Raw genomic sequence first — 22,810 nt, 5'->3', positions numbered from 1 at the left:
GATAAGGTTCCAAACTTTGATATCCAGATTATACGTATAATTTGGATAAACTCAAGCCGTCAGGTTACCCCGATCGTCAGCTCGGCGACGAAATCATAAGCATCGCCGCGATAGAGTGAGCGGGTGAATTCCACGGCACGGCCGGAGCCGAGATAGGAGATACGTTCGATCGACAGGCCGGCGGCGCCGACGGAGACGCCGAGAAGCTGGGCGTCGGCTTCCTTCATGTTGGTCGCCGAGATGCGCTGCACGGCGCGCACCGGGCGAACCTGGAGACGTTCGAGTTCGGCATAGAGCGAATTGGTCACTGCCGAGGGATCGGGCAGGAATTCACCGGAGACGCTGGCATTTTCGATCGCCAGCGGCTGGTCGTCGGCGATGCGCAGGCGGGAGAGGCGGGAAACCTTCACGTCGGTGCCGAGGCCGAGGATCATCATCTCGTCGGGCGAGGGGGTGTGGACGCCCTTGTGCAGCCATTCGGAGCGGGAGGACATGCCGCGGCGCGCCATGTCCTCAGTGAAGGAGGTGAGTTGCGACAGGCGCTGCTCGACCCTGGAGACCGGTTTGGCGACGAAGGTGCCCGAGCCGTGGCGGCGCACCAACAGGCCGTCGGCGACGAGTTCGTCGATCGCCTTGCGCACGGTCACGCGGCTGACGGCGGCGAATTCTGCGATGTCGCGCTCCGGCGGCAGTGCATCGCCGTGACCGAGTGTGCCGGTGCGCACGGCTTCTTCGAGCGTGCGGCGCAGCTTGACGTAGAGCGGGCCGGTGCCGGCCGCCTGCAGGCGCTCCAGGGACAGGAGGGTGGCGAGGTCGTCGGTCATGCGGCACCTCTCTGCCTGTCGTTCAGGAGTTTGACGGCCAGTTCCACCGCACCCTGTAGGGCATCGCCCTTCGGTCTGGCAAGCCGTGACTTGTAGCGTTCGGAAAGCCACGGTTCATAGGCTTTCGCAAGCCCGCCAAGCAGGCAGATCGACCGGCATTCCGGCCAGAGCAACGCGTCCAGGCTTTCGCCGATTGCCGCCGCCGCATCGGTGACGATGCCGATCGCGACCGCATCGCCCCTGGTGGCATATTCGAAGACGATGGGCGCGTAACGAGCAAAATCCGTCGGTCTTGCTGAATGGGCGAATTCGACGACACGTTCGGGATCGTTGCCATATTCCGCCAAGATCGCTTCGGTGACCGGTGAAGCCGGGCGCACGCCGTCATGGGCAAGCAGGGATCGTTCCATCAGATCGCGGCCGAGCCGGGCGCCGCTTGCCTGGTCGCCGACAATGGAGCCCCAGCCGCCGATACCGTTCAGCCGGCCGTTCCTGCGAGCGTTATAGACCGAACCTGTGCCGAAGGCGCCGACGATGCCGTCGGCATCGCCGAGTGCGCCCTGCAGGGCAATCAGCGCATCGGTGACCACTCGGCCTTCGGCAAAAGGCAGGGCTTCTTCGATCCGTCTGCCGTAATCGCCGACATTGGCGCCGGCGACGCCGACAACCGATGCAACGGCGGTGATGGTTTCCGCGGCAAGTCCGGCATCACGTAGCGCCTGCCGGGCGGATTCGACGATATTGAGAAGAGAGTTGTCCAGATCGGACAGGATGTTGGCAGGGCCTGATTTGCCACGGCCGATGATATTGCCGTCTCTGTCTGCGACAGCCGCCCGGCAACTCGTTCCGCCGCCGTCTATGCCGATTGCAAGCTCCGTCATCGGGCCTCCGAAATACACCGTTCCCTACGGTTTTTATTACAATACCAAAAAAATACCATTTACCAAGTGGGAATGCGTCGGAAAATCCATCATTTTATCATATTGTTTTTGTTGTATAAAATTTTTTAATCAATTTTTGACGGCCAAAAAGTTAAATTCGTCTGGACAATTGGTATTTTTTTGGCCTTAATTCGGCGCAAGGGAACAGCACAACGAAGCCCACGAAAACCGGCAGCAAAGCCAAGCCGGAACCGCTTCGAGGATGATCGAGAAACGCCCCCGCCAATCGTCAGGCTGGTGGCGAAGCTCAGGTATCCATCGGCTTTTCCCATGCTTTTCGCCGCGCCCGGTGCAGACCATCTTGCAGGGCGCGCCTTCCGACCGCAGGCTTTGCGGTTATCGAGCTTTCGGGGCCGGCAGTCGCTGGCGGTCCTCCAAGGGGCATTGGGTGTTTCCTCAGGCACGCCGATTGCTTGTTTCAGATCGAAAACAGCGCCTTCCGGCGCTTAAAACACAGGAGAGGGAAATGAAAAATACTGCTCTGAAAAGCTTGCTGCTTGCCTCCAGTCTGCTGAGTTCAGCAGGCCTCGTCCATGCCGCCGACGTCACGCTGACGGTCGAAAGCTGGCGTAACGACGACCTGCAGATCTGGCAGGAAAAGATCATCCCGGCCTTCGAAGCGAAGAACCCGGGCATCAAGATCGTCTTCTCGCCGACCGCGCCGACCGAATACAACGCATCGCTGAACGCCAAGCTCGATGCCGGCTCGGCGGGCGATATCATCACCTGCCGTCCGTTCGATGCCTCGCTCGAACTCTTCAACAAGAAGCAGCTCGCCGACATCACCAGCCTTTCGGGCATGGAGAACTTCTCGCCGGTCGCCAAGGCGGCCTGGAGCACCGACGACGGAAAGTCGACCTTCTGCGTGCCGATGGCTTCGGTCATCCACGGCTTCATCTACAACAAGGATGCCTTCGACAAGCTCGGTATCTCGGTGCCGAAGACGCAGGACGAGTTCTACGCAGCACTCGACAAGATCAAGGCCGACGGCACCTACATCCCGCTCGCCATGGGCACGAAGGACCTCTGGGAAGCCGCCACGATGGGCTACCAGAACATCGGCCCGAACTACTGGAAGGGTGAGGACGGCCGCGCCGCCCTGATCTCCGGCAAGGAGAAGCTGACCGACGCCGACTGGGTCAAGCCCTATGAAGAGCTTGCCAAGTGGAAGCCTTATCTCGGCGACGGCTTTGAAGCGCAGACCTACTCCGACAGCCAGAACCTCTTCACGCTCGGCCGTGCAGCGATCTATCCGGCCGGTTCGTGGGAAATCTCGTTGTTCAACAGCCAGGCCCAGTTCAAGATGGGCGCCTTCCCGCCGCCGGTTCCAAAGGCCGGCGACACGGGCTACATCTCCGACCATCCGGATATTGGCGTCGCCCTGAACGCGAAGAGCACCCATGCCGAGGAAGCCAAGAAGTTCCTCACCTGGGTCGCTTCGCCTGAATTCGCAGATATTTATGCCAACGCGCTGCCGGGCTTCTTCAGCTTGAACTCCAACCCGGTCAAGATGTCCGATCCGCTTGCTCAGGAATTCGTTTCCTGGCGCGGCCCGTACAAGTCGACCGTGCGCTCGACCTACCAGATCCTGTCGCGCGGCAAGCCCAACCTCGAGAACGAGACCTGGGTTGAATCGGCCAATGTGATCAACGGCACTGATACGCCGCAGGTCGCTGCCGAGAAGCTCCAGAAGGGCCTCGACAGTTGGTACAAGCCGGCCAAGTGATGTGACGAGGGGCGGCGTTTGCGGCCCCTCATCCGGCCTGCCGGCCACCTTCTCCCCGCGAGCGGGGAGAAGGAGACTCGCAGCGACCTCCCAGCCCGATCTCATCAGGGCGCGTTCCCTCTCTTCCCAGGTGGGTAGAGGGTCAGGGTGGGAGCATGTTTCCATCTGTGCTGCGCCTCGCAGCCAGTCGACAAGAACAGGCAAAAGCCATGAGCGAAACCCACAACGCGGTCGATATCGTCCCGATCAAGCGCCCGGTGCGCTGGCATATCTTCGTCTTCATGCTGCCGGCGGTCATTGTCTATTCCGCCATCATGGTCCTGCCGCTCATCGAAACGCTCCGCCTTTCACTCTACAATACGGTCGACGGGCAGCCGGCCTTCGTCGGCTTTGCGAATTTCATGGTTCTGTTCGGCGATCCGCGCTGGGCGCATGATTTCTGGAACGCGCTGGTCAACAACCTTGTCTTCTTCGTCATCCACATGTGTGTGCAGAACCCGATCGGCGTGGCGCTTGCCGCCCTGCTTTCGGTGCCGAAGCTACGCGGCGTCGCCTTTTACCGCACTGCGATATTCCTTCCGACGCTGCTCTCCTTCGTGATCGTCGGCTTCATCTGGAAGCTGATCCTTTCGCCGATCTGGGGCGTGGCGCCCTGGATGCTCGATCTCATCGGGTTGAAATTCCTGTTCGCGCCCTGGCTCGGCAAGCCCGGTTCGGCGCTGATCGCCGTATCGCTTATCTCGAATTGGCAATATATCGGCATTCCGATGATGTTGATCTATGCCGCACTGCTCAGCATTCCCGAAGAGGTGATCGAGGCGGCCGAATGCGACGGCATCACCGGCTGGGCGCAATTCTGGAAGATCAAGCTGCCGCTCATCCTGCCGGCGATCGGCATCATCTCGATCCTGACTTTCGTCGGCAATTTCAACGCTTTCGACCTTATCTACACCGTGCAGGGCGCTCTCGCCGGACCTGACATGTCGACCGACATTCTCGGCACGCTGCTTTACCGCACCTTCTTCGGTTTCCAGCTTCAGCTCGGCGACCGCTCAATGGGCGCGACGATCGCCACGGTCATGTTCCTCATCATCCTCGCCGGCGTCTCGCTTTATCTTTTCGTTATCCAGCGGCGCATGCGTCGCTACCAATTCTGAGGAGCGGGCATGTCCAAGGCACGCACATCTCCCATTCGCACCGGCCTCATGCATCTGGCGCTTGGCGCCTATACGCTGGTCGCGCTGTTTCCTGTTTTCCTGACCATCGTCAACTCGTTCAAGGATCGCGCCTCGATCTTCCGCGAGCCGCTGATGGTGCCGAGGCCGTCAACCTTCAGCCTCGTCGGCTACCAGACGGTGCTCGGCCAGGGCGATTTCGCCAATTATTTCCAGAACAGCTTCATCGTGACGATCGTCTCGATCCTGCTGGTGCTGCTCTTCGGCGCGATGGCGGCATTCGCGCTCTCTGAATACCGTTTCCGCGGCAATATGCTGCTCGGGCTCTACATGGCGATCGGCATCATGATCCCGATCCGTCTGGGCACGGTGGCGATCCTGCAGGGCATGGTGGCGGCCGGTCTCGTCAATACGCTGACGGCGCTGATCCTCGTCTATACCGCGCAGGGCATTCCGTTGGCGATCTTCATCCTGTCGGAATTCATGCGCACGGTTTCGGACGATCTGAAAAATGCCGGGCGCATCGACGGCCTGTCCGAATATGCAATCTTCTTCCGCCTGGTGCTGCCACTGGTTCGCCCTGCGATGGCGACGGTCGCGGTGTTCACGATGATCCCGATCTGGAATGATCTTTGGTTCCCGCTGATTCTAGCACCCTCCGAGGCCACCAAGACTGTCACGCTCGGTTCGCAGATCTTCATTGGCCAGTTCGTCACCAACTGGAATGCGGTGCTGGCGGCGCTGTCGCTGGCGATCCTGCCGATCCTCGTCCTTTACGTCATCTTCTCGCGGCAGTTGATCCGCGGCATCACGTCAGGAGCCGTCAAGTGAGCCAATCCGATAAACCGATCCGGGTCCTCGTTGCCGGCCTCGGCAATATGGGCCGCAGCCATGCGCTCGCCTATCACAACAATCCCGGCTTTGAGATCGTCGGTATGGTCAACCGCTCGACGCCGAAGCTGGAGCCCGAGCTGCGGGGCTATACGATCCATCCCGATTTTACGACGGCGCTCGCCGAGCTGAAGCCGGACCTCTGCTCGATCAACACCTATTCCGACAGCCATGCCGATTATGCCGTCGCCGCCTTCGAGGCTGGCTGCGACGTCTTCGTCGAGAAGCCGCTGGCGACCACGGTCGCCGATGCAGAGCGCGTCGTGGCCGCTGCCAGGAAGGCAGGCCGCAAGCTGGTGATCGGTTATATTCTTCGCCATCACCCTTCCTGGACGAGGCTGATTGCAGAGGCGCGCAAGCTCGGCCCGCCTTACGTGTTTCGCATGAACCTCAATCAGCAGTCCAGCGGCCCGACCTGGGCGACGCACAAGTCGCTGATGCAAACCACATCGCCGATCGTCGATTGCGGCGTGCATTATGTCGACGTGATGTGCCAGATCACCGATGCCAGGGCTGTCGAGGTGCGCGGCATGGGGCTGCGGCTGTCCGACGAGATTGCCGCCGACATGTATAATTACGGCCAATTGCAGGTGCTGTTCGAGGACGGTTCGGTCGGCTGGTACGAGGCCGGCTGGGGCCCGATGATCTCGGAGACCGCCTTCTTCGTGAAGGATGTGATGTCGCCGAAGGGCGCGGTGTCGATCGTCATGGATCCGAACGCCAAGTCCGACGATATCGACACCCATACCAAGACCTCGGTGATCCGTCTGCATACGGCCGAAACCGGCCCGAACGGCAAATTCATCCAGCCCGACCAGGACATCACGATGACGGGCGAGCCCGGTCATCAGGCGCTCTGCGACCTGGAACAGGCCTTCGTGCTGAGGGCGATCCGTGAGGATCTGAACCTCGATCGCCATATGGCGGATGCGGTGGCGTCGCTGCGTATCTGCCTTGCCGCCGACGAGAGCGTGCGTACCGGCCAGCCGGTCAGATTGTAAGGGAAAATCAGTGGGATCGCTTCAACTCAAATCCATCCGCAAGACCTATGGTACGCATGAGGTGCTGAAAGGCATCGACCTCGAGGTCAAGGACGGCGAATTCGTCATCTTCGTCGGACCGTCGGGCTGCGGGAAATCGACGCTGTTGCGCAGCATAGCAGGCCTGGAGGACGTCACCTCGGGCGCTGTCGTCATCAACGGCCGAGACGAGACGCTGACGCCGCCGGCCAAGCGCGGCATCGCCATGGTGTTCCAATCCTATGCGCTCTATCCACATCTGACGGTCAAGGACAATATGGGGCTCGGCCTCAAACAGGCCGGCACCGCTAAGGAGGAGATCGAAAAGCGCGTCGGTAAGGCGTCGGGCATGTTGTCGCTGGAGCCCTATCTGGCGCGGCGGCCGGCGGAGCTTTCCGGCGGGCAGCGCCAGCGCGTCGCGATCGGCCGCGCCATCGTGCGTGAACCGGAACTTTTCCTGTTCGACGAGCCGTTGTCGAACCTCGATGCCGCGCTGCGCGTCCAGACCCGCCTCGAAATCGCCCGGCTGCATCGCAGCCTGAAGGCAACGATGATCTACGTCACCCACGATCAGGTCGAGGCGATGACGCTTGCCGACAAGATTGTCGTCTTGAATGCGGGCGCGATCGAGCAGATCGGCTCGCCGATGGAACTCTACAAAAGACCGGCCAATGTTTTCGTCGCCGGCTTCATCGGCTCACCGCAGATGAATTTCATTGCGGCGGAGAAGGTCGGTGATCACAGTGCCAAGACGATCGGCGTGCGTCCCGAACACATGACGCTGTCGCGCGAGCAGGGGACTTGGGCTGCGAAGGTCGTGCATGTCGAGCATCTCGGTGCCGACACGATCATCTATCTGGAATCAGACCAGTGTGGCCTGCTGACGGCCCGTCTGTTCGGCGAACACCAGTACGAGCCCGACGAGATCGTCTATGTGACGCCGGACCAGGCGCATGTCCATCGCTTTGATGTTGACGACCAGGCGATCCGCTGAGCGCATCACAGAACGAAAAAGTCCCGCCGATGAACTGACCCCGTAAAGTCGGACAGTCTATCGTGCGTTTTTTTCAGCCGGCGTGTCAGTTCGATCAGCCGAGCACCGGCCGCATGAAGCTGCGTTCATAGCTGACGATGCTGCGGTTGCGTTTGTCGAGTTCGAAAGCGGCCTGACATTCCGGATCGCTTGCCATCAGCGTGCGGTAGTCCTCGTAGGCGGCAAGGCTCGGGAAGGAAAACAGCGCAACGGCAATGTTGTTGGCGCCTTCGGATGGCAGGAAATAACCGTGATGGGTGCCGCCCATCCTGTTGACGATCGGAATCCAGAGCCGGGCATATTCCTCGAATTCGGCAAGCTTGTACGGATCGAGCACATAACGCAGATGGCAGGTAATCATTGAAATATCCCGTCGCTTGAAACGCCGGGCGAAGAGCTGCCCCGGCTCATTTGGTTTGCGCAACTTCTGGCACTGAGCTGAGAGAGTTCAAGCGCTCTGTGGCGATGGCTGCATCACGTCTGCTGACAGTTCGGCTGGCCGAACTGAAAAAGGCGCCGTTTTGCGGCGCCTTTTGCGTAAACGGTATCGTCAAACTCAGTCGCGGATGACCAGTAGGTCGGCCGCCATGAAGCGCAGCGTCACCGTTTCGCCGGCCTGCGGTGGGGTGACGCCGGGGCTGTTGAACATATCGAAGGAGATGACGTTGCCGCCGACATTCATGCGGGTGCGGATGACCGACCCCAGGAAGTGGGCCGAGACGACCTGACCGGTGAGCGCAGTATCGCTTTTGACGCTGTCGGAGAGCGAGCCGGCTTCCGGACGCAGCGCAAGCGAGATGGTTTCGCCGGCCTTGTGGGCTGCGACCGACTGTTTCAGCGTGATGGCCTGATCGCCGATCTGGATGCGGTTGGCGTCGGGGTCGATCACCTTGGCCTCGATGAGGTTGAGCGTGCCGACGAAAGAGGCGACGAAGCGCGTTGCCGGCGTATTGTAGATCTCGAACGGCGAACCGATCTGGTCGGCCTTGCCGCCATTCATGACGACGATGCGGTCGGAGATCGACAGGGCTTCTTCCTGGTCATGGGTAACGAAGACAGTGGTGATGCCGAGCTGCTGCTGGATCTGGCGGATTTCCTCGCGCAGCGACACACGGATCTTGGCGTCGAGCGCGGAGAGTGGCTCGTCGAGTAACAGTACCTGCGGCTTGACGGCAAGCGCACGGGCAAGGGCGACGCGCTGCTGCTGGCCGCCCGACATCTGATAGGGGAAGCGGTCGGCCAGATGATCGAGCTTGATCAGGCCGAGCATCTCCTTGACGCGGGCGTCGATCTCAGGCTTTGGCGCGCCGGCGACCTTAAGGCCGAAGGCGACATTGTCGTGCACCGTCATGTTGGGAAACAGCGCGTAGGCCTGGAACACCATGCCGATATTGCGCTGGTTCGGCTTCAGTGCGCTCTGATCCTTGCCGTTGATGGTGAGCGTGCCGCCGGTCGGCGTTTCGAAACCGGCGATCATGCGCAGGACGGTCGTCTTGCCGCAGCCGGACGGCCCGAGGAAGGAGACGAACTCTCCTTTTTCGATATTCATGTTGAAGTTCTTGACGACCTGAACCGGGCCGAAGGATTTCTGAATGTTGTTCAGTGTGAGAAAGGACATGAGCCAGTTACCTTAAGCCTTTGCCGGGCGGGCTTTGCCGACGCGAGAAACGAGGTTGAGCAGGCCCATGCTGAGCCAGGTGATCGAGAAGGCGATGACGGCGAGCGCCGAAGGCTCGTAAGCCTTGTTGGCGCCGACGAGCTGCAGGTAGGGGCCGAAGGCCGGGCGGTTGAGCAAGGCGGCGAAGGTGAATTCGCCCATGACGATCGCGAGGGTGATGAAGGCACCGGACAGCACGCCGCTCATGACGTTCGGGAAAATGCACTTGAACAGGATGGTCGTCCAGCGAGCGCCAAGGCTTTCGGCCGCTTCCGTCAGTGTGCGGACGTCGATGGCGCGCATGGCGGTATCGACGGCGCGGTACATATAGGGCAGCGACAGTGTGATGTAGGAGAAGACCAGCAGGATGTTGGTGCCGGTCGTCGAGCCCGTCAGCGGCAGGTAGGAGGATGAGTTGTACATCCTGAGGTAACCGAAGACGATGACGATCGCCGGAATGACCAGCGGCAGCAGCGTGATGAATTCGACGACCGGGCGCATCTGCGGCAGGCGCAGCCGCACCCAGTAGGCCGTTGGAACGACGAGCAGCATGCCGAAGACGATGGTCAAAAGCGCCATCATCATGGAATAGCCGAAGGTCTCGCGGAACTGGGCGTCCGAGAAGACCGACTGATAGGCATCGAGGCTGTATTCACCGCGGCGCATGCGCAGCGAAAATTCAATGGTGCCGATCAACGGAATGATGAAATAGGACGCGCCCAAAATAATGGCGATCCAGGCTCCGAGACGTTGCGCTTTCATTTCTGCCACCGTTCGGCGCGCATGCGCAGCATGAGGTACAGGACGTTGGAGACGCCGGTGATGACGATCATTCCAAGCGCGATGGCGTAGCCGAGGTTGGCATTATGCAGAACGTCGCCGCGGATCTGTGCATAAAGAAGGATCGGTACGATGTTCAGCGAGCTGCCGGTCAGCGCGAAAGCGGTGGCGATGGCGCCGAAGGCATTGGCGAAGAGCAGCAGAGTCGTGCCAAGCAGGCTTGGCCAGAGGATCGGGAGCGCCACCATCGTCCAGTACTGGCGGTTGGTGGCGCCGAGGATTTGCGAGGCTTCGCGCCATTCCTTCTTCATGCCGTCGAGGGCAGGCGTCAGGATCAGCACCATCAGCGGGATCTGGAAATACATATAGGTGATGGTGAGGCCGACAAAGGACAGCAGGTTGAAGCCGGTGCCGTACAGATTGAAGCCAAACCATTCGCGCAGGAAGATCGTTACAAGGCCGGTGCGGCCGAGTGTTGCCAGGAAGGCGAAGGCGAGCGGCACGCCGGCGAAATTCGAGGCGACGCCGGAGAAGGTCAGAAGCGTCGAGCGCACCGAGTTCGGCAGGCCGCCGAGCACGACGGCCCAGGCGAGGAAAAAGCCGATCAACGCGCCGCCCAGAGCCGAGGCGACCGAGACGCGGATACTAATCCAATAAGCGCTCATGATGGATGGGGTAAAAAGATCGCCGATATTCTTCAGCGTAAAACTGCCCTCAGGCGTCAGAAACGCGCCGGCCACGAGATAAAGCGTGGGGATGATCAGAAACAGCAGCGAAAAGATAATGAAGGGTGCAATGCCCAGCCAGTCGATCACGCGATCTCTGTTGATCAAGGGGGCGCTGCTGACCATAGGCGTTGAGACGGTGCTCATGGAAAAAGCTCATCCTGGGGCGTCGGAGTGAGAAAACCACCCCGCCTATGCGGCGGGGAGGCAGGATCAGAGGTTACTTGACGCTGGCGCCGACCACGGAATCCCAGTTCTTGGTGATGGTTTCCTTGCCGGCGGCTTGCTCTTCGAGCGTCGGGAAGACGGCCTTTTCGTAGGCTGCTGCCGGCGGCAGCTTGTCGAGCAGCTCCTTCGGGATCTTGTTGTTCTTGGCAAGATCGTTGAAGCGGATCGGGTGGCAATAGCCCTTCAGCCAGCCGAGCTGACCCTCGTCGGAATAGAGGTATTCCATCCAGAGCTTGGCAGCGTTCGGGTGCGGAGCGAAGGCCGAAATCGCCTGGACGTAGACACCGGCAACAACGCCCGTCTTCGGAACGACAACCTCGAACGGAGGATTGCCCTTGAGGCTCTGGCCCCAGGACAGGGCGTTGTAGTCCCAAGCGACGATGATCGGCGTCGAGCCCTGCGCGAAGGGAGCAGCCTTGCCGACGACGGGCACGAAGTTGCCAGCCTTGTTGAGTTCGGCGAAGAACTTCAGGCCTTCTTCGCCTGCCTTGGCCGCGTCACCGCCGGATGCGGAAAGACCAGCAGCATAGACGCCCTGGACTGCCTGGTTGGCGCTGCGCGGATCGCCTGCAAGCGCGACGGTGTTTGCGTAGTCGCTCTTCTTCAGGTCGGTCCAGTCGGCCGGCGATTCCTTGACGAGATCCTTGTTCACGAGGAACGAGAGAACGCCGTAATAGTCGCCGTACCAGAAGCCGTCGGCATCCTTGGCCGTGTCCGGGATCGAATCCCAGGTGGAAACCTTGTAAGGCTGGATCAGGCCGTCCTTCTTGGCGGACGGACCGAAGGAAAGGCCGACGTCGATGACGTCAGGAGCCTGCGGGCCGGTGTTGCCCTTGTTGGCCTTGATGGCTTCGACTTCGTCGCCCGACCCTGCGTCGGGGTTCAGTTCGTTCACTTCGAGGCCATACTTGGCCTTGAAGCCGGCAATGACGTCGCCATAGCCGCACCAGTCGTGCGGAAGAGCGATCGTGGTCAGGGTGCCTTCCTTCTTGGCGGCGGCGATCAATTCAGCGCTCGGCTCGGCGGCGGCAATCGCGGTCGAAGCCACGATCATCGCAGTAGAGAGCGACAGAAGTCGAGAAATGTTAGAGATCACTGTTGTTCTCCTTCGGGTTTTCAGTGTCTGGCGATGCTGTTAATCAGGTTACATGAAGCTTGTGTGACGGGTGGATGACGTTAATTTTGGTATGAATAGCAGGCCTTTGCGACACGTGTTTTATTTGCGACGACACGACCTGTTTTCGCGAAAGTCCGTCCTTGTTCTCCCCTTTAGTTTTTCTTGTCCCTCCTAACCCGGTTTGCGGAAAAGCTTGGTCTGCTCGAACAAGCCCTCAAGCGTTTTCATGCGCTCCTTCGTCTCGTCCCAGGTCGAATTCTGAACGGCCTCGATCAATGCTTCGACGATGAAGAGGGTGACGACGGAGGAATCCCAGGCCGACGGCGCCTCGATCCGGACGCGGAAGGCATGCCGGGCCAGCTTGGCGGCCGGCGAGCCCCACTGGTCGGTGAAGACAATGATTTCGGCGCCGCGTTTGCGGGCGGCGGTGGCAAGGCTCACCATCTCCTGTTCATAGCGGCGGATGTCGAAGATGATCAGGATGTCGCCGGCGTTCATGTTGAGGACATATTGCGGCCAGCTGCTGGAATTCGACGACAGCAGCGTCGTTGCCGGACGGATCACCTGCATGTGGGTGAAGAAATACTCGGCAAGCGCCCCGGTAATGCGGCCGCCGACGAAATAGAGGCCGCGTTTGCGGTCGGAGAGCAGCGAGGCGACGCTGTCGAAGGTCGCGGTGTCGAGATCGGTCAGCGTCTGGCGCAGATTGCCCATGATAGCATCGGCGAAACGGTTGAGGATATGAGTGCCCGGCGCGTTCTGCGCCCATCGATCGTGCTTGGTGATCGGGTTGGAGATCGTCGCCTCGACCTCCAGATGCAGATGCGCCTGAAAGTCAGGATAGCCTTTGAAACCGAGCTTCTGCACCATGCGCACGACGGTCGGCGTCGAAACGCCGGCATTCTCGGCGATCGTGGTGATGCTGCCGAGACCGGACACCGGATAATTGTCGAGAAGGCTTTCGGCCAGTTGCTTTTCGGCACGCGTCAGCACCCCGAAATGCGAGTGTATGACGTCCGAAACCGTCTTCGACGCAACTGTCACGTAACTATGCTCCCCGGGATGGTCTGGCGCCACTTTCCCACTCAAATTAACAACGCGGTCATAATCCATGTCAACCACCATCATGAAAAGAAATTTTCAGTCGACGCTTGACAGTGATCGAAACCTGAAGAATTCTTTTCTTCATAGGGAATTTGTTAAGGGATAAGGAGTGGCGCCTTTGGTGCTGGCCGGGCCGAAAATCCTCAGCGAAGCGGATGGCGATTGTGTCGGGATCGAGCGCGTCCGTGGCCAGAGCCCGGTGTTGCTGATCTGCGAGCATGCCTCGAATGCGCTTCCGGCGTATTTTGGCGATTTTGGCCTGCCCGGCGAAGCACTCGCGAGCCATATTGCCTGGGACCCGGGCGCCCTTGCGGTTGCCCGCGGCATATCGGAAGGGCTCGACGCGACGCTCGTTCACCAGCGGTTCTCCAGGCTTATCTACGACTGCAACCGGCCGCCCAGTTCACCTGGCGCCATGCCGGAGACGAGCGAGATTTACGCCATTCCCGGCAACAAGGATTTGACCGCCGAAGAACGCCTTGCGCGCACCGATGCGCTCTACGTGCCTTTCCACGACGCGATTCGTGGGCTGATCCGCGATCGCCGGGCGAGGGCACAAGACAGCATCATCGTGACGATCCACAGCTTTACGCCGGTCTACCACGGCCGTGAACGTGCCGTCGAACTCGGCATGTTGCACGATGAGGACAGCCGGTTCGCCGACCTTATGCTGAAGGCAGCGGCCGAGGCGCCACTTTACAGGACAGAACGCAACGAGCCTTACGGGCCCGAGGACGGCGTGACCCACACGCTGATCCTGCACGGGCTTTCGAACGGCTTGCGGAATGTAATGATTGAGGTCCGCAACGACCTCATCGCAGACGATGCCGGCCAAGGGGTCATGGCCGACTATCTAAAAGGGCTGCTCCAGCAAAGCCTGGACGCCTGACATAAAAAGAAGACCCGAGGGAGCAGTCTAACTGCGGACGTCCGTACGGCGCAAAGGCCGCGGACAATTTGGCACTGAACCGGCCCGCAATTCCGCGGCCGATCGTGAACAGGGGGAAGTCATGTCGGATTATTCCGAACTGGACAAGAAGCAGGATGTGCACATCCTGCATTCCATGGGTTATGCCCAGGAACTCGAACGACGCATGAGCTCGTTCTCGAACTTTGCAGTCTCATTCTCCATCATCTGCATCCTCTCCGGGGGCATCAATTCGCTGGCGCAGGCGACCGCCGGTGCGGGCGGAGCGGCGATCGGCATTGGCTGGCCTGTGGGATGCTTCATCTCGCTCGTCTTCGCCATCGGCATGGCGCAGATCAGCTCGGCTTATCCGACGGCCGGCGGCCTCTATCACTGGAGCTCGATCCTCGGCAACCGTTTCACCGGCTGGGTGACCGCCTGGTTCAACCTGCTCGGTCTTGTCACCGTGCTCGGCGCCATCAATGTCGGGACCTATTATTTCTTCATGGGGTCGTTCGGCACCAGCTATTTCGGACTGACCGACACGACGGCAGTTCGCATCATCTTCCTGGTGGTCATCACCGGCGCGCAGGCGCTCGTGAACCACATGGGCATCGGATTGACCGCGAAGCTGACCGATTTTTCGGGTTATCTCATCTTCGCGACCGCTATCGCGCTGTCTGCCGTCTGCCTCATCGCAGCACCCTCCTACGAGATCGGTCGCCTCTTCACTTTCGCCAATTATTCCGGCGAAGTCGGCGGCAACGTTTGGCCGGCCACGTCAGGAACATGGGTCTTCCTTCTCGGCCTGCTGCTGCCGATCTACACCATCACCGGCTATGATGCCTCGGCGCATACGTCGGAAGAGACCGTCAAGGCTGCCGAATCGGTTCCGCGCGGTATGGTCGCTTCGGTGCTTTGGTCGGCGCTTTTCGGCTATATCATGCTGTGCGCCTTCGTTCTCATGCTGCCGAACATGGACGATGCGGCAAAGCAGGGCTGGAACGTGTTCTTCTGGGCGATGGACAGCCAGGTGAACCCTGTTATCAAGGACATCCTCTATTTTGCCATCCTCGTCAGCCAATGGCTGTGCGGCCTTGCGACCGTCACCTCGGTCTCGCGCATGATCTTCGCCTTCTCGCGTGACGGCGGCCTGCCCGCCTCCAAGGCACTGGCGAAGGTCAGCCCGAAATACCGCACGCCGGTAGCGGCGATCTGGACCGGCTCGATCCTGTCGGTACTTTTCGTTTGGTTCACCTCACTTGACTTCATGAAATTCGGCGACACGCCGGTCTATACGATCGTCGTCTCATGCACGGTCATCTTCCTGTTCTTCTCCTTCGCGATCCCGATCACGCTCGGCCTGTTCGCGTGGGGCACGTCGAAGTGGGACAAGATGGGTCCGTGGAACCTCGGTGAAGGCGTCTTCAAGCTCTTTGCCGTGCTGACCGTCATCGCGATGATCCTGATCTTCATTCTCGGCATCCAGCCGCCGAACGGTACTGCGCTATACGTTACCGTTGGCTTCCTCCTGCTGACCGCGATTGTATGGTTCGGCTTCGAAAGCCGGCGCTTCAAGGGCCCGCCGATCGGCGCGGAAGTGGCAAAACGCCAGGCCGAGATCGCGGCGGCCGAAGCAGCTGTCGGCGAAAGCGGCGAACACTAAAGCGCGGGGCGATCTTTCAGATCGCTCCTCGCACTCTAGGTCTTTGTTTTTCCGCATGTCGTTAGCGCAAAACCGCGGCACACTTTTACGCGACATGCTTTAGGCATCGAGGCTTCCCTCTCAAATGGCGGGGCCGCATCCTGCGGCCCCATCACCGGTTCAACGAAAAGGCATCAGGCCCAAATCCGGCCGAGCGCATGCGATTTCGTTGCCCCGATTTTCTCAATTCCAATGTCAGGCGGATCAACCATGAGCAGCTACACATTCGACGATCTCAAGAAGGATGTTGCCGAAGGGCGCATCGATACGGTTCTGGCCTGCCAGGTGGACATGCAGGGCCGGCTGATGGGAAAGCGCTTCCAGGCGGAATTTTTCCTCGAGAGCGCCTGGAAGGAAACGCATAGCTGCAACTACCTGATCGCCACCGACATGGAGATGGAGACGGTCTCCGGCTACAAGGCGACGAGCTGGGAGAAGGGCTACGGCGACTATACGATGAAGCCGGATCTGGCGACGCTGCGCCGTATTCCCTGGCTCGACGGCACGGCGCTGGTGCTCTGCGACATGCTCGACCATCACACCCATGAAGAGGTCGCCCATTCGCCCCGTGCGATCCTGAAGAAGCAGGTGAAGCGCCTGGAAGATATGGGCATGAAGGCCTACATGGCCTCCGAGCTCGAATTCTTCCTGTTCGACCAGAGCTATGAGACGGCGCAGGCCTCCGGCTACCGCAACCTCAAGCTCGCCAGCGCCTATAACGAGGATTACCACATCTTCCAGACCACCAAGGAGGAAGAGGTGATGCGGGCGATCCGCACCGGGCTGCAAGGCGCCGGCATTCCGGTCGAGAATTCCAAGGGCGAGGCTTCCGCCGGCCAGGAGGAAATCAACGTGCGTTATGCCGATGCGCTGGCCATGGCCGACAGGCATGCGATCATCAAGAATGGCTGCAAGGAGATCGCCTGGTCGAAAGGCAAGGCCATCACCTTCCTGGCCAAGTGGAATTACAACGCCGCCGGCAGTTCCTCGCATATCCACCAGTCGCTCTGGAGCCTGGAGGAGAAGCCTCTGTTCTTCGACCATACCGGCAAATACGGCATGTCGCCGCTGATGCATAATTATGTTGCCGGACTTCTCGCCCATGCAAGCGAGATCACCTATTTCCTGGCGCCCTACATCAATTCCTACAAGCGCTTCATGGCCGGCACTTTCGCGCCGACTAAGGCGATCTGGAGCAAGGACAACCGCACGGCCGGCTACCGCCTCTGCGGCGAGGAAACCAAGGGTATCCGCATCGAGTGCCGCGTCGGCGGCTCCGATCTCAATCCCTATCTCGCTTTTGCTGCGCTGCTTGCGGCCGGCATCGACGGGATCGAGAACAAACTCGAACTCGAAGCCCCCTTCGTCGGCGACGCCTATGGCGGCAAGGGCGTTCGCGAAATTCCGCGCACGCTTCGCGCGGCGACGACCGAAATGACGGAATCGGCAATGCTGCGCAAAGCCTTCGGCGATGACGTGATCGACCATTATACCCGTGCCGCGGAATGGGAGCAGGAAGAGTACGACCGCCGCATCACCGATTGGGAAGTGGCGCGCGGTTTCGAAAGAGCTTAATAGCCATTGCGGGTTGCTTGCCCCTCACCCTAACTTACCGGGGCCGAGCCGCGGGTCTCGACCCGTCCTTCGGACCCCCGTAAAAACGGGGAGAGGGGACTTACTACACGGATTGCTTGCGAGTTCGGAAAACGGTGCGGCATAACCCCTTCGCCCCGCAAGCGGGGAGAAGGTGCCGGCAGGCGGATGAGGGGCCTATGCTCTCTCCGAAATTTTTGATCAATACGAGGACGGAAATCGATCATGGCAATGATCCAATGCATTTCACCGGTTGACGGGTCGGTCTACGCCGAGCGCGCCGCACTTTCTCTCGATGCCGCCAAGGACGTGGTGGCGCGGGCCCGCAAGGCGCAGAAGGCCTGGGCGAAACGGCCGCTCGAAGAGCGCGTGCAGCTGGTGCTGAAGGGTGCGGCGCGGCTGAACGAGATGTCCGACACCGTCGTGCCGGAGCTTGCCTGGCAGATGGGCCGGCCGGTCAAGTATGGCGGCGAATATAAGGGCTTCAACGAGCGCTCGAATTATGTCGCTTCGATTGCGGCGGATGCATTGGCGCCTGTTGTCGTCGAGGAGAGCGAGCGTTTCGAGCGGCGCATCGAGCGGGAGGCACATGGCGTCGTCTTCGTCGTCGCGCCGTGGAATTATCCCTATATGACGGCGATCAATACGATCGCACCGGCACTGATGGCCGGCAATACGGTGGTGCTGAAACATGCCTCGCAGACGCTGCTGGTCGGCGAGCGGCTGGTGCAGGCCTTCGTCGGAGCCGGCGTTCCCGATGACGTGTTCCAGAACGTCTTCCTCGATCATCAGACAACGTCGGCGCTGATCGCCGCCGGCAGTTTCAATTTTGTCAATTTTACCGGATCGGTCGAAGGCGGACGCTCGATGGAGCGCGCTGCCGCAGGCACCTTCACCGGCCTCGGCCTCGAACTCGGCGGCAAGGATCCCGGTTACGTCATGGAGGACGCCGATCTCGAGGCGGCCGTCGATACGCTGATGGACGGCGCGACCTATAATTCCGGCCAATGCTGCTGCGGTATCGAGCGCATCTATGTGCATGAGTCGCTCTATGAGGCCTTCGTCGAGAAGTCGGTCGCCTGGGTGTCGAATTACAAGCTCGGCAACCCGCTCGATCCCGATACCTCGCTCGGGCCGATGGCGCATCAGCGCTTCGCCAAAGTGGTGCGCGAGCAGATCGCCGAGGCGGTTTCCAAAGGCGCCAAGGCGCTTGTCGACCCCAAGCTTTTCCCCCAGGATGACGGCGGCGCTTATCTGGCACCGCAGGTTCTCGTCGATGTCGACCATTCCATGGCCTTCATGCGCGAGGAAACCTTCGGACCGGCGGTCGGCATCATGAAAGTGAAAAGCGACGAGGAGGCACTCGCCTTGATGAACGACAGCCAGTACGGGCTGACGGCCTCGCTCTGGACCGGCGATGTCGAGCGGGCAGCGCGGCTCGGCCGCGAGATCGAAACCGGCACCGTTTTCATGAACCGCGCTGATTATCTCGATCCGGCGCTCTGCTGGACCGGCGTCAAGGAGACCGGCCGCGGCGGCTCGCTGTCGATCATCGGCTTCCAAAATCTGACGCGTCCGAAATCCTTCCATTTGAAGAAAGTCACAGCATGAGCAGCAATATCACCGCAAATTGGAGCTATCCGACATCGGTCAAGCTCGGCCGGGGCCGCATCAAGGAACTGGCCGACGCCTGCAAGAGCCTCGGCATCAAGAAGCCGCTGCTCGTCACCGACCGCGGCCTCGCCTCGATGGCGATCACCAAGAACGCGCTCGATATCCTTGAGGATGCCGGTCTTGGCCGGGCGATCTTTGCCGATGTCGATCCGAACCCGAACGAGAAGAACCTCGAGGCCGGCGTCAAGGCTTTCAAGGATGGTGGCCATGACGGCGTCGTCGCCTTCGGCGGCGGCTCCGGCCTCGACCTTGGCAAGTGCGTCGCCTTCATGGCCGGCCAGACGCGGCCAGTCTGGGACTTCGAGGATATCGGCGACTGGTGGACACGTGCGAGCGTCGAGGGCATCGCCCCGATCGTCGCGGTGCCGACAACGGCCGGCACCGGTTCGGAGGTGGGGCGCGCCAGCGTCATCACCAATTCGCAAACGCATGTGAAGAAGATCATCTTCCATCCGAGGTTCCTGCCTGGCGTCGTCATCTCCGATCCGGAGCTTACGGTCGGCATGCCGAAGATCATCACCGCCGGCACCGGCATGGATGCCTTCGCTCATTGCCTGGAGGCCTATTCGTCGCCCTTCTATCACCCGATGTCAGCCGGTATCGCGCTTGAAGGCATGCGGCTTGTCAAGGAATTCCTGCCGCGCGCCTATAAGGAGGGCACCGATCTCGAAGCCCGCGCCAACATGATGTCCGCCGCCGCCATGGGCGCGGTCGCCTTCCAGAAGGGGCTCGGCGCCATCCATGCGCTGTCGCACCCGATCGGCGCTGTCTACAACACCCATCATGGCATGACCAATGCCGTCGTCATGCCGGCGGTGCTGCGCTTCAATCGCAAGGCGATCGAGGAGAAGATCGGCCGCGCGGCTGCCTATCTCGGCATCTCGGGCGGTTTCGACGGCTTCTACGATTATGTGCTGAAGCTCCGCTCCGAGCTCGGCGTGCCGGAGACGCTGTCGGCGATGGGCATCGCAGCTGACCGGATCGACGAATTGTCGGCGATGGCAATCGAAGATCCGAGTGCCGGCGGCAACCCCGTTGCATTGACGCTCGAAAATACCAAGGCGCTTTTCAGGGATTGCTTCTGACCATAACAGCGAACCTTCAGACTGGCCCGGAAGCTAATGGCTTCCGGGCTTTTTTGTCTTTTTTGTACTGGCGGCATCCGTGCTCCAAGTCTTTGCCCGATGCATATCGTTGTCCCAAAACCGCTGAACACTTTTGAGCGACATGCATGAATTTTAGGGATGTGAAAAATAGCAACTGCAATTTCGGCGGGCGTGTTCGGGATTTGTTAACCATGATTGTAAAGAATGGATTAACCGCACGATGCTCCGACGGTGCGTAAAAGAGCGATTCCGGCTCGCGCCATTCCTTCCAAGGACCGAACATGCCTGTCATTACATTCGCAAATACCAAGGGCGGGGCCGGCAAGACGACCGCTGTTCTCCTTCTCGCAACCGAGCTTGCCCGCAAAGGCTATCGTGTCACCATTCTCGATGCCGACCCGCAGCACTGGATCTCGCGCTGGCACGAAATATCGGGTCATGTTCCCAATATTTCGGTGATCGATTTCGTGACCACCGCTTCGCTGCCGCTGCATATCAGCGAGAACAAGCACAATACCGACTATTTCATCGTCGACCTGCCGGGTGCGCGCAATCCGCTGCTCGCCACCGCCGTCGGCCTTTCCGATCACGTGCTGATCCCGATTCAAGGTTGTGCGATGGATGCGCGCGGCGGCGCGCAGGTGCTTGAACTGCTGCAGTATCTGGACGAGAAGGCGGGCATCAAGATCGGTCATTCGGTGGTGCTGACCCGCGTCAACTCGATGGTGACGACAAGGGCGCTGCAGGTCGTCAAGTCGCTGCTCAGCGAGCGGCATGTGCCGGTGCTGGACACGGCCATCATCGAACGCTCGGCCTTCCGCGACATCTTCGACTGTGGCGGCACACTGCACACGATCGATTCCACACGCGTCAGCAATCTCGACAAGGCGCGTGAAAACGCGACCTGTTTCGCCGAGGAGATAATGAGCAAGCTGCCGGTCAGGCTGACGGCGTCGGCCCGCATGGCGACGGCGGCCTGACCATCCTCCTTATGAAACGGAAAAGGCCGCCGGATCCGGCGGCCTTTTCCCATTGCTGCAATATGGTTCAGTCGACGAATTCGACCGTCACGCCCGGCTTGACCATCTTGGCAAGCTCGGTCGCGTCCCAATTGGTCAGGCGGATGCAGCCGTGGCTCTGGGTGCGGCCGATCTTGGAAGGCTCGGGCGTGCCGTGAATGCCGTAGGTCGGCTTGGAGAGCGCCATCCAGACGGTGCCGACGGGGCCGTTCGGGCCCGGCGGAATGTTGAGGATCTTGTCGTTGGCGCCCTGCTGGAAATTGATCTTCGGATTGTAGGTATAGCCGGGATTGAACGCGACGCGCTCGACCGTCACGGTGCCCGACGGCGAGGGTGTGTCGGTGGAGCCGATCGATGCCGGATAAGCGGCAATGAGATTGCCGGCGCCGTCATAGGCGAAGACCTGCTTGCGGCCCTTGTCGGCGATGATGCGGGCAACTTCGCCGCTCTTCGGCTCGCCCGGATTGACGACCTTGATGACGGTGCCGGCAAGGCTGAAATCGGCGCCGGGGTTCATCTCCTTGAGGAAAGCCTCATCCATGTGGAAGCGCTCGGCCAGCATTTCGGTGGTCGAGGTAAAGGCGAGCGACGGCAGCAGCGCCTTATGCGAATAGTCTTCCGGGATCTCGGCGACGTAAGGGCCGGCGGCATCGGCCGGCGTGATCGTGTAGCTGACGACCGGCAGGCCGCCGTTCATGCGCAGCTCTTCAAGAATGGCGTCGGTGTCGTTCGGGTCGAGTTTGGAGCCGGTCATCTGGTCATAGGCATAGACCGACTTGGTGACGTTCGAGCCCATATGGCCGTCAATGACGCCGGGGGAGATGCCGGCGCGATCGAGGAAGACCTGCAGCGCGACGATCTCGGGCTTCGACTTGTTCTTCAGCGTGATGACGGGCTCATCCGGCGCGGCCCTGGGCGCATCGGCGGGCGGGAGCTGCTGGTCGGGATCGATCGAGGCATAATCGTCGCCGGACTGCGGATTGCCGATGCTGTTGTCATCGGGATAGGGTTGACCGTCGAGCGGCCGGCGTTCGATCGCCGCATCGCGCGGAATACCGCCGGTGACTGCACCGCGCTCGGAATAACGCGTATCGCCAGAGGCGTTGTCGTCGGCGTAATAGGGATCGTTGCCGTTCTGATCGGTATAGACCTCGCGCGGACCGGGCCGTGGCGGATAGTAGCCGCGGGCGCGCATCTCGGTGGCGACGATGTTGCCGTAGTCATCGAGCAGCACGCGATTGCCGCTGCGGTCGCGGGCATAGATATAGCCGCGCGGGACATAGTCGAGAATTTCGCCGTTCGGCGTGACCAGCACGACATCGCTCTGCCGGCGATCACGGAACTGCTGTGCGCCCGCCTCCGGTGCTGCAGCCGCAATGGCTGCCAGCACGGCCGCAAGCGAAAATGCCGACTTCAAAAAGCGATTCACGTCTCATACCTCGGAACTGTGACTGGCAGACACACACCTGCGAATTTTGACGCTAGTGTGGAATTTATGAAACCGTGCTGAACAAAATATGAAAATCACTAAGATTTCCTTTTACTCATAAACGTTTGCGTCTCCGTGTCAGTTCCGCAAAATCCAT

The 22,810-nt window shown here is 60.4% G+C and carries 21 protein-coding genes; 11 read left to right on the top strand and 10 right to left on the bottom strand.

Going from position 1 to position 22,810, the window contains the following annotated elements; genetic code table 11:
- Nucleotides 1-59: 59 nt before the first annotated feature.
- The 3 genes from GR197_RS17835 to GR197_RS17825 form a co-directional block, all read right to left on the bottom strand.
- Entirely contained in the window at nucleotides 60-824 is a 765-nt protein-coding gene (locus GR197_RS17835; protein ID WP_164011808.1) for a GntR family transcriptional regulator, read from the bottom strand.
- Nucleotides 821-1,705, bottom strand: a complete 885-nt coding sequence (locus GR197_RS17830; protein WP_164011806.1) for an N-acetylglucosamine kinase — start codon at nucleotides 1,703-1,705, stop codon at nucleotides 821-823. Before GR197_RS17830 ends, GR197_RS17835 begins: the two co-directional genes overlap by 4 nt.
- A 125-nt stretch (nucleotides 1,706-1,830) precedes the next feature.
- Nucleotides 1,831-2,037 (bottom strand): hypothetical protein, encoded by a 207-nt coding sequence (locus tag GR197_RS17825; protein ID WP_164011803.1) that lies wholly within the window; start codon nucleotides 2,035-2,037, stop codon nucleotides 1,831-1,833.
- 194 nt (nucleotides 2,038-2,231) lie between these two features.
- Here GR197_RS17825 and GR197_RS17820 point away from each other — a divergent pair, with 194 nt between their 5' ends.
- The 5 genes from GR197_RS17820 (at nucleotide 2,232) to GR197_RS17800 (ending at nucleotide 7,570) form a co-directional block, all read left to right on the top strand.
- Nucleotides 2,232-3,491: an ABC transporter substrate-binding protein gene (locus GR197_RS17820; RefSeq protein WP_164011801.1), complete on the top strand. Its 1,260-nt coding sequence runs from the start codon at nucleotides 2,232-2,234 to the stop codon at nucleotides 3,489-3,491.
- Between the two features lie 209 nt (nucleotides 3,492-3,700).
- A complete protein-coding gene (locus tag GR197_RS17815) occupies nucleotides 3,701-4,648 on the top strand; it encodes a carbohydrate ABC transporter permease (RefSeq protein WP_164011799.1) in 948 nt (315 codons plus the stop codon).
- A 9-nt stretch (nucleotides 4,649-4,657) separates the two neighbouring features.
- On the top strand, nucleotides 4,658-5,497 hold the full coding sequence (locus GR197_RS17810) for a carbohydrate ABC transporter permease (protein WP_164011797.1): 840 nt from the start codon (nucleotides 4,658-4,660) through the stop codon (nucleotides 5,495-5,497).
- Nucleotides 5,494-6,558 carry a Gfo/Idh/MocA family oxidoreductase gene (locus tag GR197_RS17805; protein ID WP_164011795.1) on the top strand — a complete coding sequence of 355 codons (1,065 nt, stop codon included), beginning with the start codon at nucleotides 5,494-5,496 and terminating at the stop codon, nucleotides 6,556-6,558. The genes GR197_RS17810 and GR197_RS17805 overlap by 4 nt, the downstream gene beginning before the upstream one ends.
- 10 nt (nucleotides 6,559-6,568) lie before the next feature.
- A complete protein-coding gene (locus tag GR197_RS17800) occupies nucleotides 6,569-7,570 on the top strand; it encodes an ATP-binding cassette domain-containing protein (RefSeq protein WP_164011793.1) in 1,002 nt (333 codons plus the stop codon).
- 94 nt (nucleotides 7,571-7,664) lie between these two features.
- Here the strand turns inward: GR197_RS17800 and GR197_RS17795 are convergent, their stop codons facing one another.
- From GR197_RS17795 to GR197_RS17770, 6 genes are all read right to left on the bottom strand, one after another.
- Nucleotides 7,665-7,970 (bottom strand): NIPSNAP family protein, encoded by a 306-nt coding sequence (locus GR197_RS17795; RefSeq protein WP_164011791.1) that lies wholly within the window; start codon nucleotides 7,968-7,970, stop codon nucleotides 7,665-7,667.
- A 195-nt stretch (nucleotides 7,971-8,165) separates the two neighbouring features.
- Nucleotides 8,166-9,227, bottom strand: a complete 1,062-nt coding sequence (locus tag GR197_RS17790) for an ABC transporter ATP-binding protein (RefSeq protein ID WP_164011789.1) — start codon at nucleotides 9,225-9,227, stop codon at nucleotides 8,166-8,168.
- A 12-nt stretch (nucleotides 9,228-9,239) separates the two neighbouring features.
- Nucleotides 9,240-10,028: an ABC transporter permease gene (locus GR197_RS17785; protein ID WP_164011787.1), complete on the bottom strand. Its 789-nt coding sequence runs from the start codon at nucleotides 10,026-10,028 to the stop codon at nucleotides 9,240-9,242.
- A complete protein-coding gene (locus GR197_RS17780) occupies nucleotides 10,025-10,918 on the bottom strand; it encodes an ABC transporter permease (protein WP_164011785.1) in 894 nt (297 codons plus the stop codon). Before GR197_RS17780 ends, GR197_RS17785 begins: the two co-directional genes overlap by 4 nt.
- A 73-nt stretch (nucleotides 10,919-10,991) precedes the next feature.
- A complete protein-coding gene (locus tag GR197_RS17775) occupies nucleotides 10,992-12,095 on the bottom strand; it encodes an extracellular solute-binding protein (protein ID WP_164011783.1) in 1,104 nt (367 codons plus the stop codon).
- 192 nt (nucleotides 12,096-12,287) lie between these two features.
- The gene (locus tag GR197_RS17770; protein ID WP_164011781.1) at nucleotides 12,288-13,160 is read right to left on the bottom strand and encodes an SIS domain-containing protein; all 873 of its coding nucleotides are present in this window, start codon (nucleotides 13,158-13,160) and stop codon (nucleotides 12,288-12,290) included.
- A 178-nt stretch (nucleotides 13,161-13,338) separates the two neighbouring features.
- On the opposite strand from GR197_RS17770, the gene GR197_RS17765 reads away from it, so the two are divergent.
- The 6 genes from GR197_RS17765 to GR197_RS17740 all read left to right on the top strand — a co-directional run bounded on the left by GR197_RS17765 (nucleotide 13,339) and on the right by GR197_RS17740 (nucleotide 21,185).
- Complete coding sequence (locus GR197_RS17765) at nucleotides 13,339-14,109, top strand: N-formylglutamate amidohydrolase (RefSeq protein WP_164011864.1); 771 nt, start codon at nucleotides 13,339-13,341, stop codon at nucleotides 14,107-14,109.
- A gap of 121 nt (nucleotides 14,110-14,230) precedes the next feature.
- Entirely contained in the window at nucleotides 14,231-15,793 is a 1,563-nt protein-coding gene (locus GR197_RS17760) for an APC family permease (protein WP_164011779.1), read from the top strand.
- Nucleotides 15,794-16,042: 249 nt separating this feature from the next.
- Nucleotides 16,043-17,407 (top strand): glutamine synthetase family protein, encoded by a 1,365-nt coding sequence (locus GR197_RS17755; RefSeq protein ID WP_164011777.1) that lies wholly within the window; start codon nucleotides 16,043-16,045, stop codon nucleotides 17,405-17,407.
- Nucleotides 17,408-17,650: 243 nt separating this feature from the next.
- Nucleotides 17,651-19,036, top strand: coding sequence for an aldehyde dehydrogenase family protein (locus GR197_RS17750; protein WP_164011775.1), 1,386 nt, complete (start codon nucleotides 17,651-17,653; stop codon nucleotides 19,034-19,036).
- Nucleotides 19,033-20,184, top strand: a complete 1,152-nt coding sequence (locus GR197_RS17745) for an iron-containing alcohol dehydrogenase (RefSeq protein WP_164011773.1) — start codon at nucleotides 19,033-19,035, stop codon at nucleotides 20,182-20,184. Before GR197_RS17750 ends, GR197_RS17745 begins: the two co-directional genes overlap by 4 nt.
- Before the next feature lie 302 nt (nucleotides 20,185-20,486).
- The gene (locus GR197_RS17740) at nucleotides 20,487-21,185 is read left to right on the top strand and encodes a ParA family protein (protein ID WP_164011770.1); all 699 of its coding nucleotides are present in this window, start codon (nucleotides 20,487-20,489) and stop codon (nucleotides 21,183-21,185) included.
- A gap of 67 nt (nucleotides 21,186-21,252) precedes the next feature.
- On the opposite strand, the gene GR197_RS17735 is transcribed toward GR197_RS17740, so the two are convergent.
- On the bottom strand, nucleotides 21,253-22,653 hold the full coding sequence (locus GR197_RS17735) for a L,D-transpeptidase family protein (RefSeq protein WP_164011768.1): 1,401 nt from the start codon (nucleotides 22,651-22,653) through the stop codon (nucleotides 21,253-21,255).
- Between the last annotated feature and the right edge of the window lie 157 nt (nucleotides 22,654-22,810).

The sequence above is a fragment of the Rhizobium phaseoli genome (assembly GCF_010668805.1).
Lineage (GTDB): Bacteria > Pseudomonadota > Alphaproteobacteria > Rhizobiales > Rhizobiaceae > Rhizobium > Rhizobium phaseoli_A.
This window is presented reverse-complemented; position numbering and strand designations above follow the sequence as displayed.

What these genes read in the sequence shown, in the direction of transcription:
- GR197_RS17745 (WP_164011773.1), top strand. Translation starts at nt 19,033, where the DNA reads ATGAGCAGCAATATCACCGCAAATTGGAGCTATCCGACATCGGTCAAG.
- GR197_RS17830 (WP_164011806.1), bottom strand. Translation starts at nt 1,705, where the DNA reads ATGACGGAGCTTGCAATCGGCATAGACGGCGGCGGAACGAGTTGCCGG.
- GR197_RS17740 (WP_164011770.1), top strand. Translation starts at nt 20,487, where the DNA reads ATGCCTGTCATTACATTCGCAAATACCAAGGGCGGGGCCGGCAAGACG.
- GR197_RS17785 (WP_164011787.1), bottom strand. Translation starts at nt 10,028, where the DNA reads ATGAAAGCGCAACGTCTCGGAGCCTGGATCGCCATTATTTTGGGCGCG.
- GR197_RS17815 (WP_164011799.1), top strand. Translation starts at nt 3,701, where the DNA reads ATGAGCGAAACCCACAACGCGGTCGATATCGTCCCGATCAAGCGCCCG.
- GR197_RS17755 (WP_164011777.1), top strand. Translation starts at nt 16,043, where the DNA reads ATGAGCAGCTACACATTCGACGATCTCAAGAAGGATGTTGCCGAAGGG.
- GR197_RS17790 (WP_164011789.1), bottom strand. Translation starts at nt 9,227, where the DNA reads ATGTCCTTTCTCACACTGAACAACATTCAGAAATCCTTCGGCCCGGTT.
- GR197_RS17820 (WP_164011801.1), top strand. Translation starts at nt 2,232, where the DNA reads ATGAAAAATACTGCTCTGAAAAGCTTGCTGCTTGCCTCCAGTCTGCTG.
- GR197_RS17810 (WP_164011797.1), top strand. Translation starts at nt 4,658, where the DNA reads ATGTCCAAGGCACGCACATCTCCCATTCGCACCGGCCTCATGCATCTG.
- GR197_RS17760 (WP_164011779.1), top strand. Translation starts at nt 14,231, where the DNA reads ATGTCGGATTATTCCGAACTGGACAAGAAGCAGGATGTGCACATCCTG.
- GR197_RS17750 (WP_164011775.1), top strand. Translation starts at nt 17,651, where the DNA reads ATGGCAATGATCCAATGCATTTCACCGGTTGACGGGTCGGTCTACGCC.
- GR197_RS17795 (WP_164011791.1), bottom strand. Translation starts at nt 7,970, where the DNA reads ATGATTACCTGCCATCTGCGTTATGTGCTCGATCCGTACAAGCTTGCC.
- GR197_RS17780 (WP_164011785.1), bottom strand. Translation starts at nt 10,918, where the DNA reads ATGAGCACCGTCTCAACGCCTATGGTCAGCAGCGCCCCCTTGATCAAC.
- GR197_RS17825 (WP_164011803.1), bottom strand. Translation starts at nt 2,037, where the DNA reads ATGGGAAAAGCCGATGGATACCTGAGCTTCGCCACCAGCCTGACGATT.
- GR197_RS17835 (WP_164011808.1), bottom strand. Translation starts at nt 824, where the DNA reads ATGACCGACGACCTCGCCACCCTCCTGTCCCTGGAGCGCCTGCAGGCG.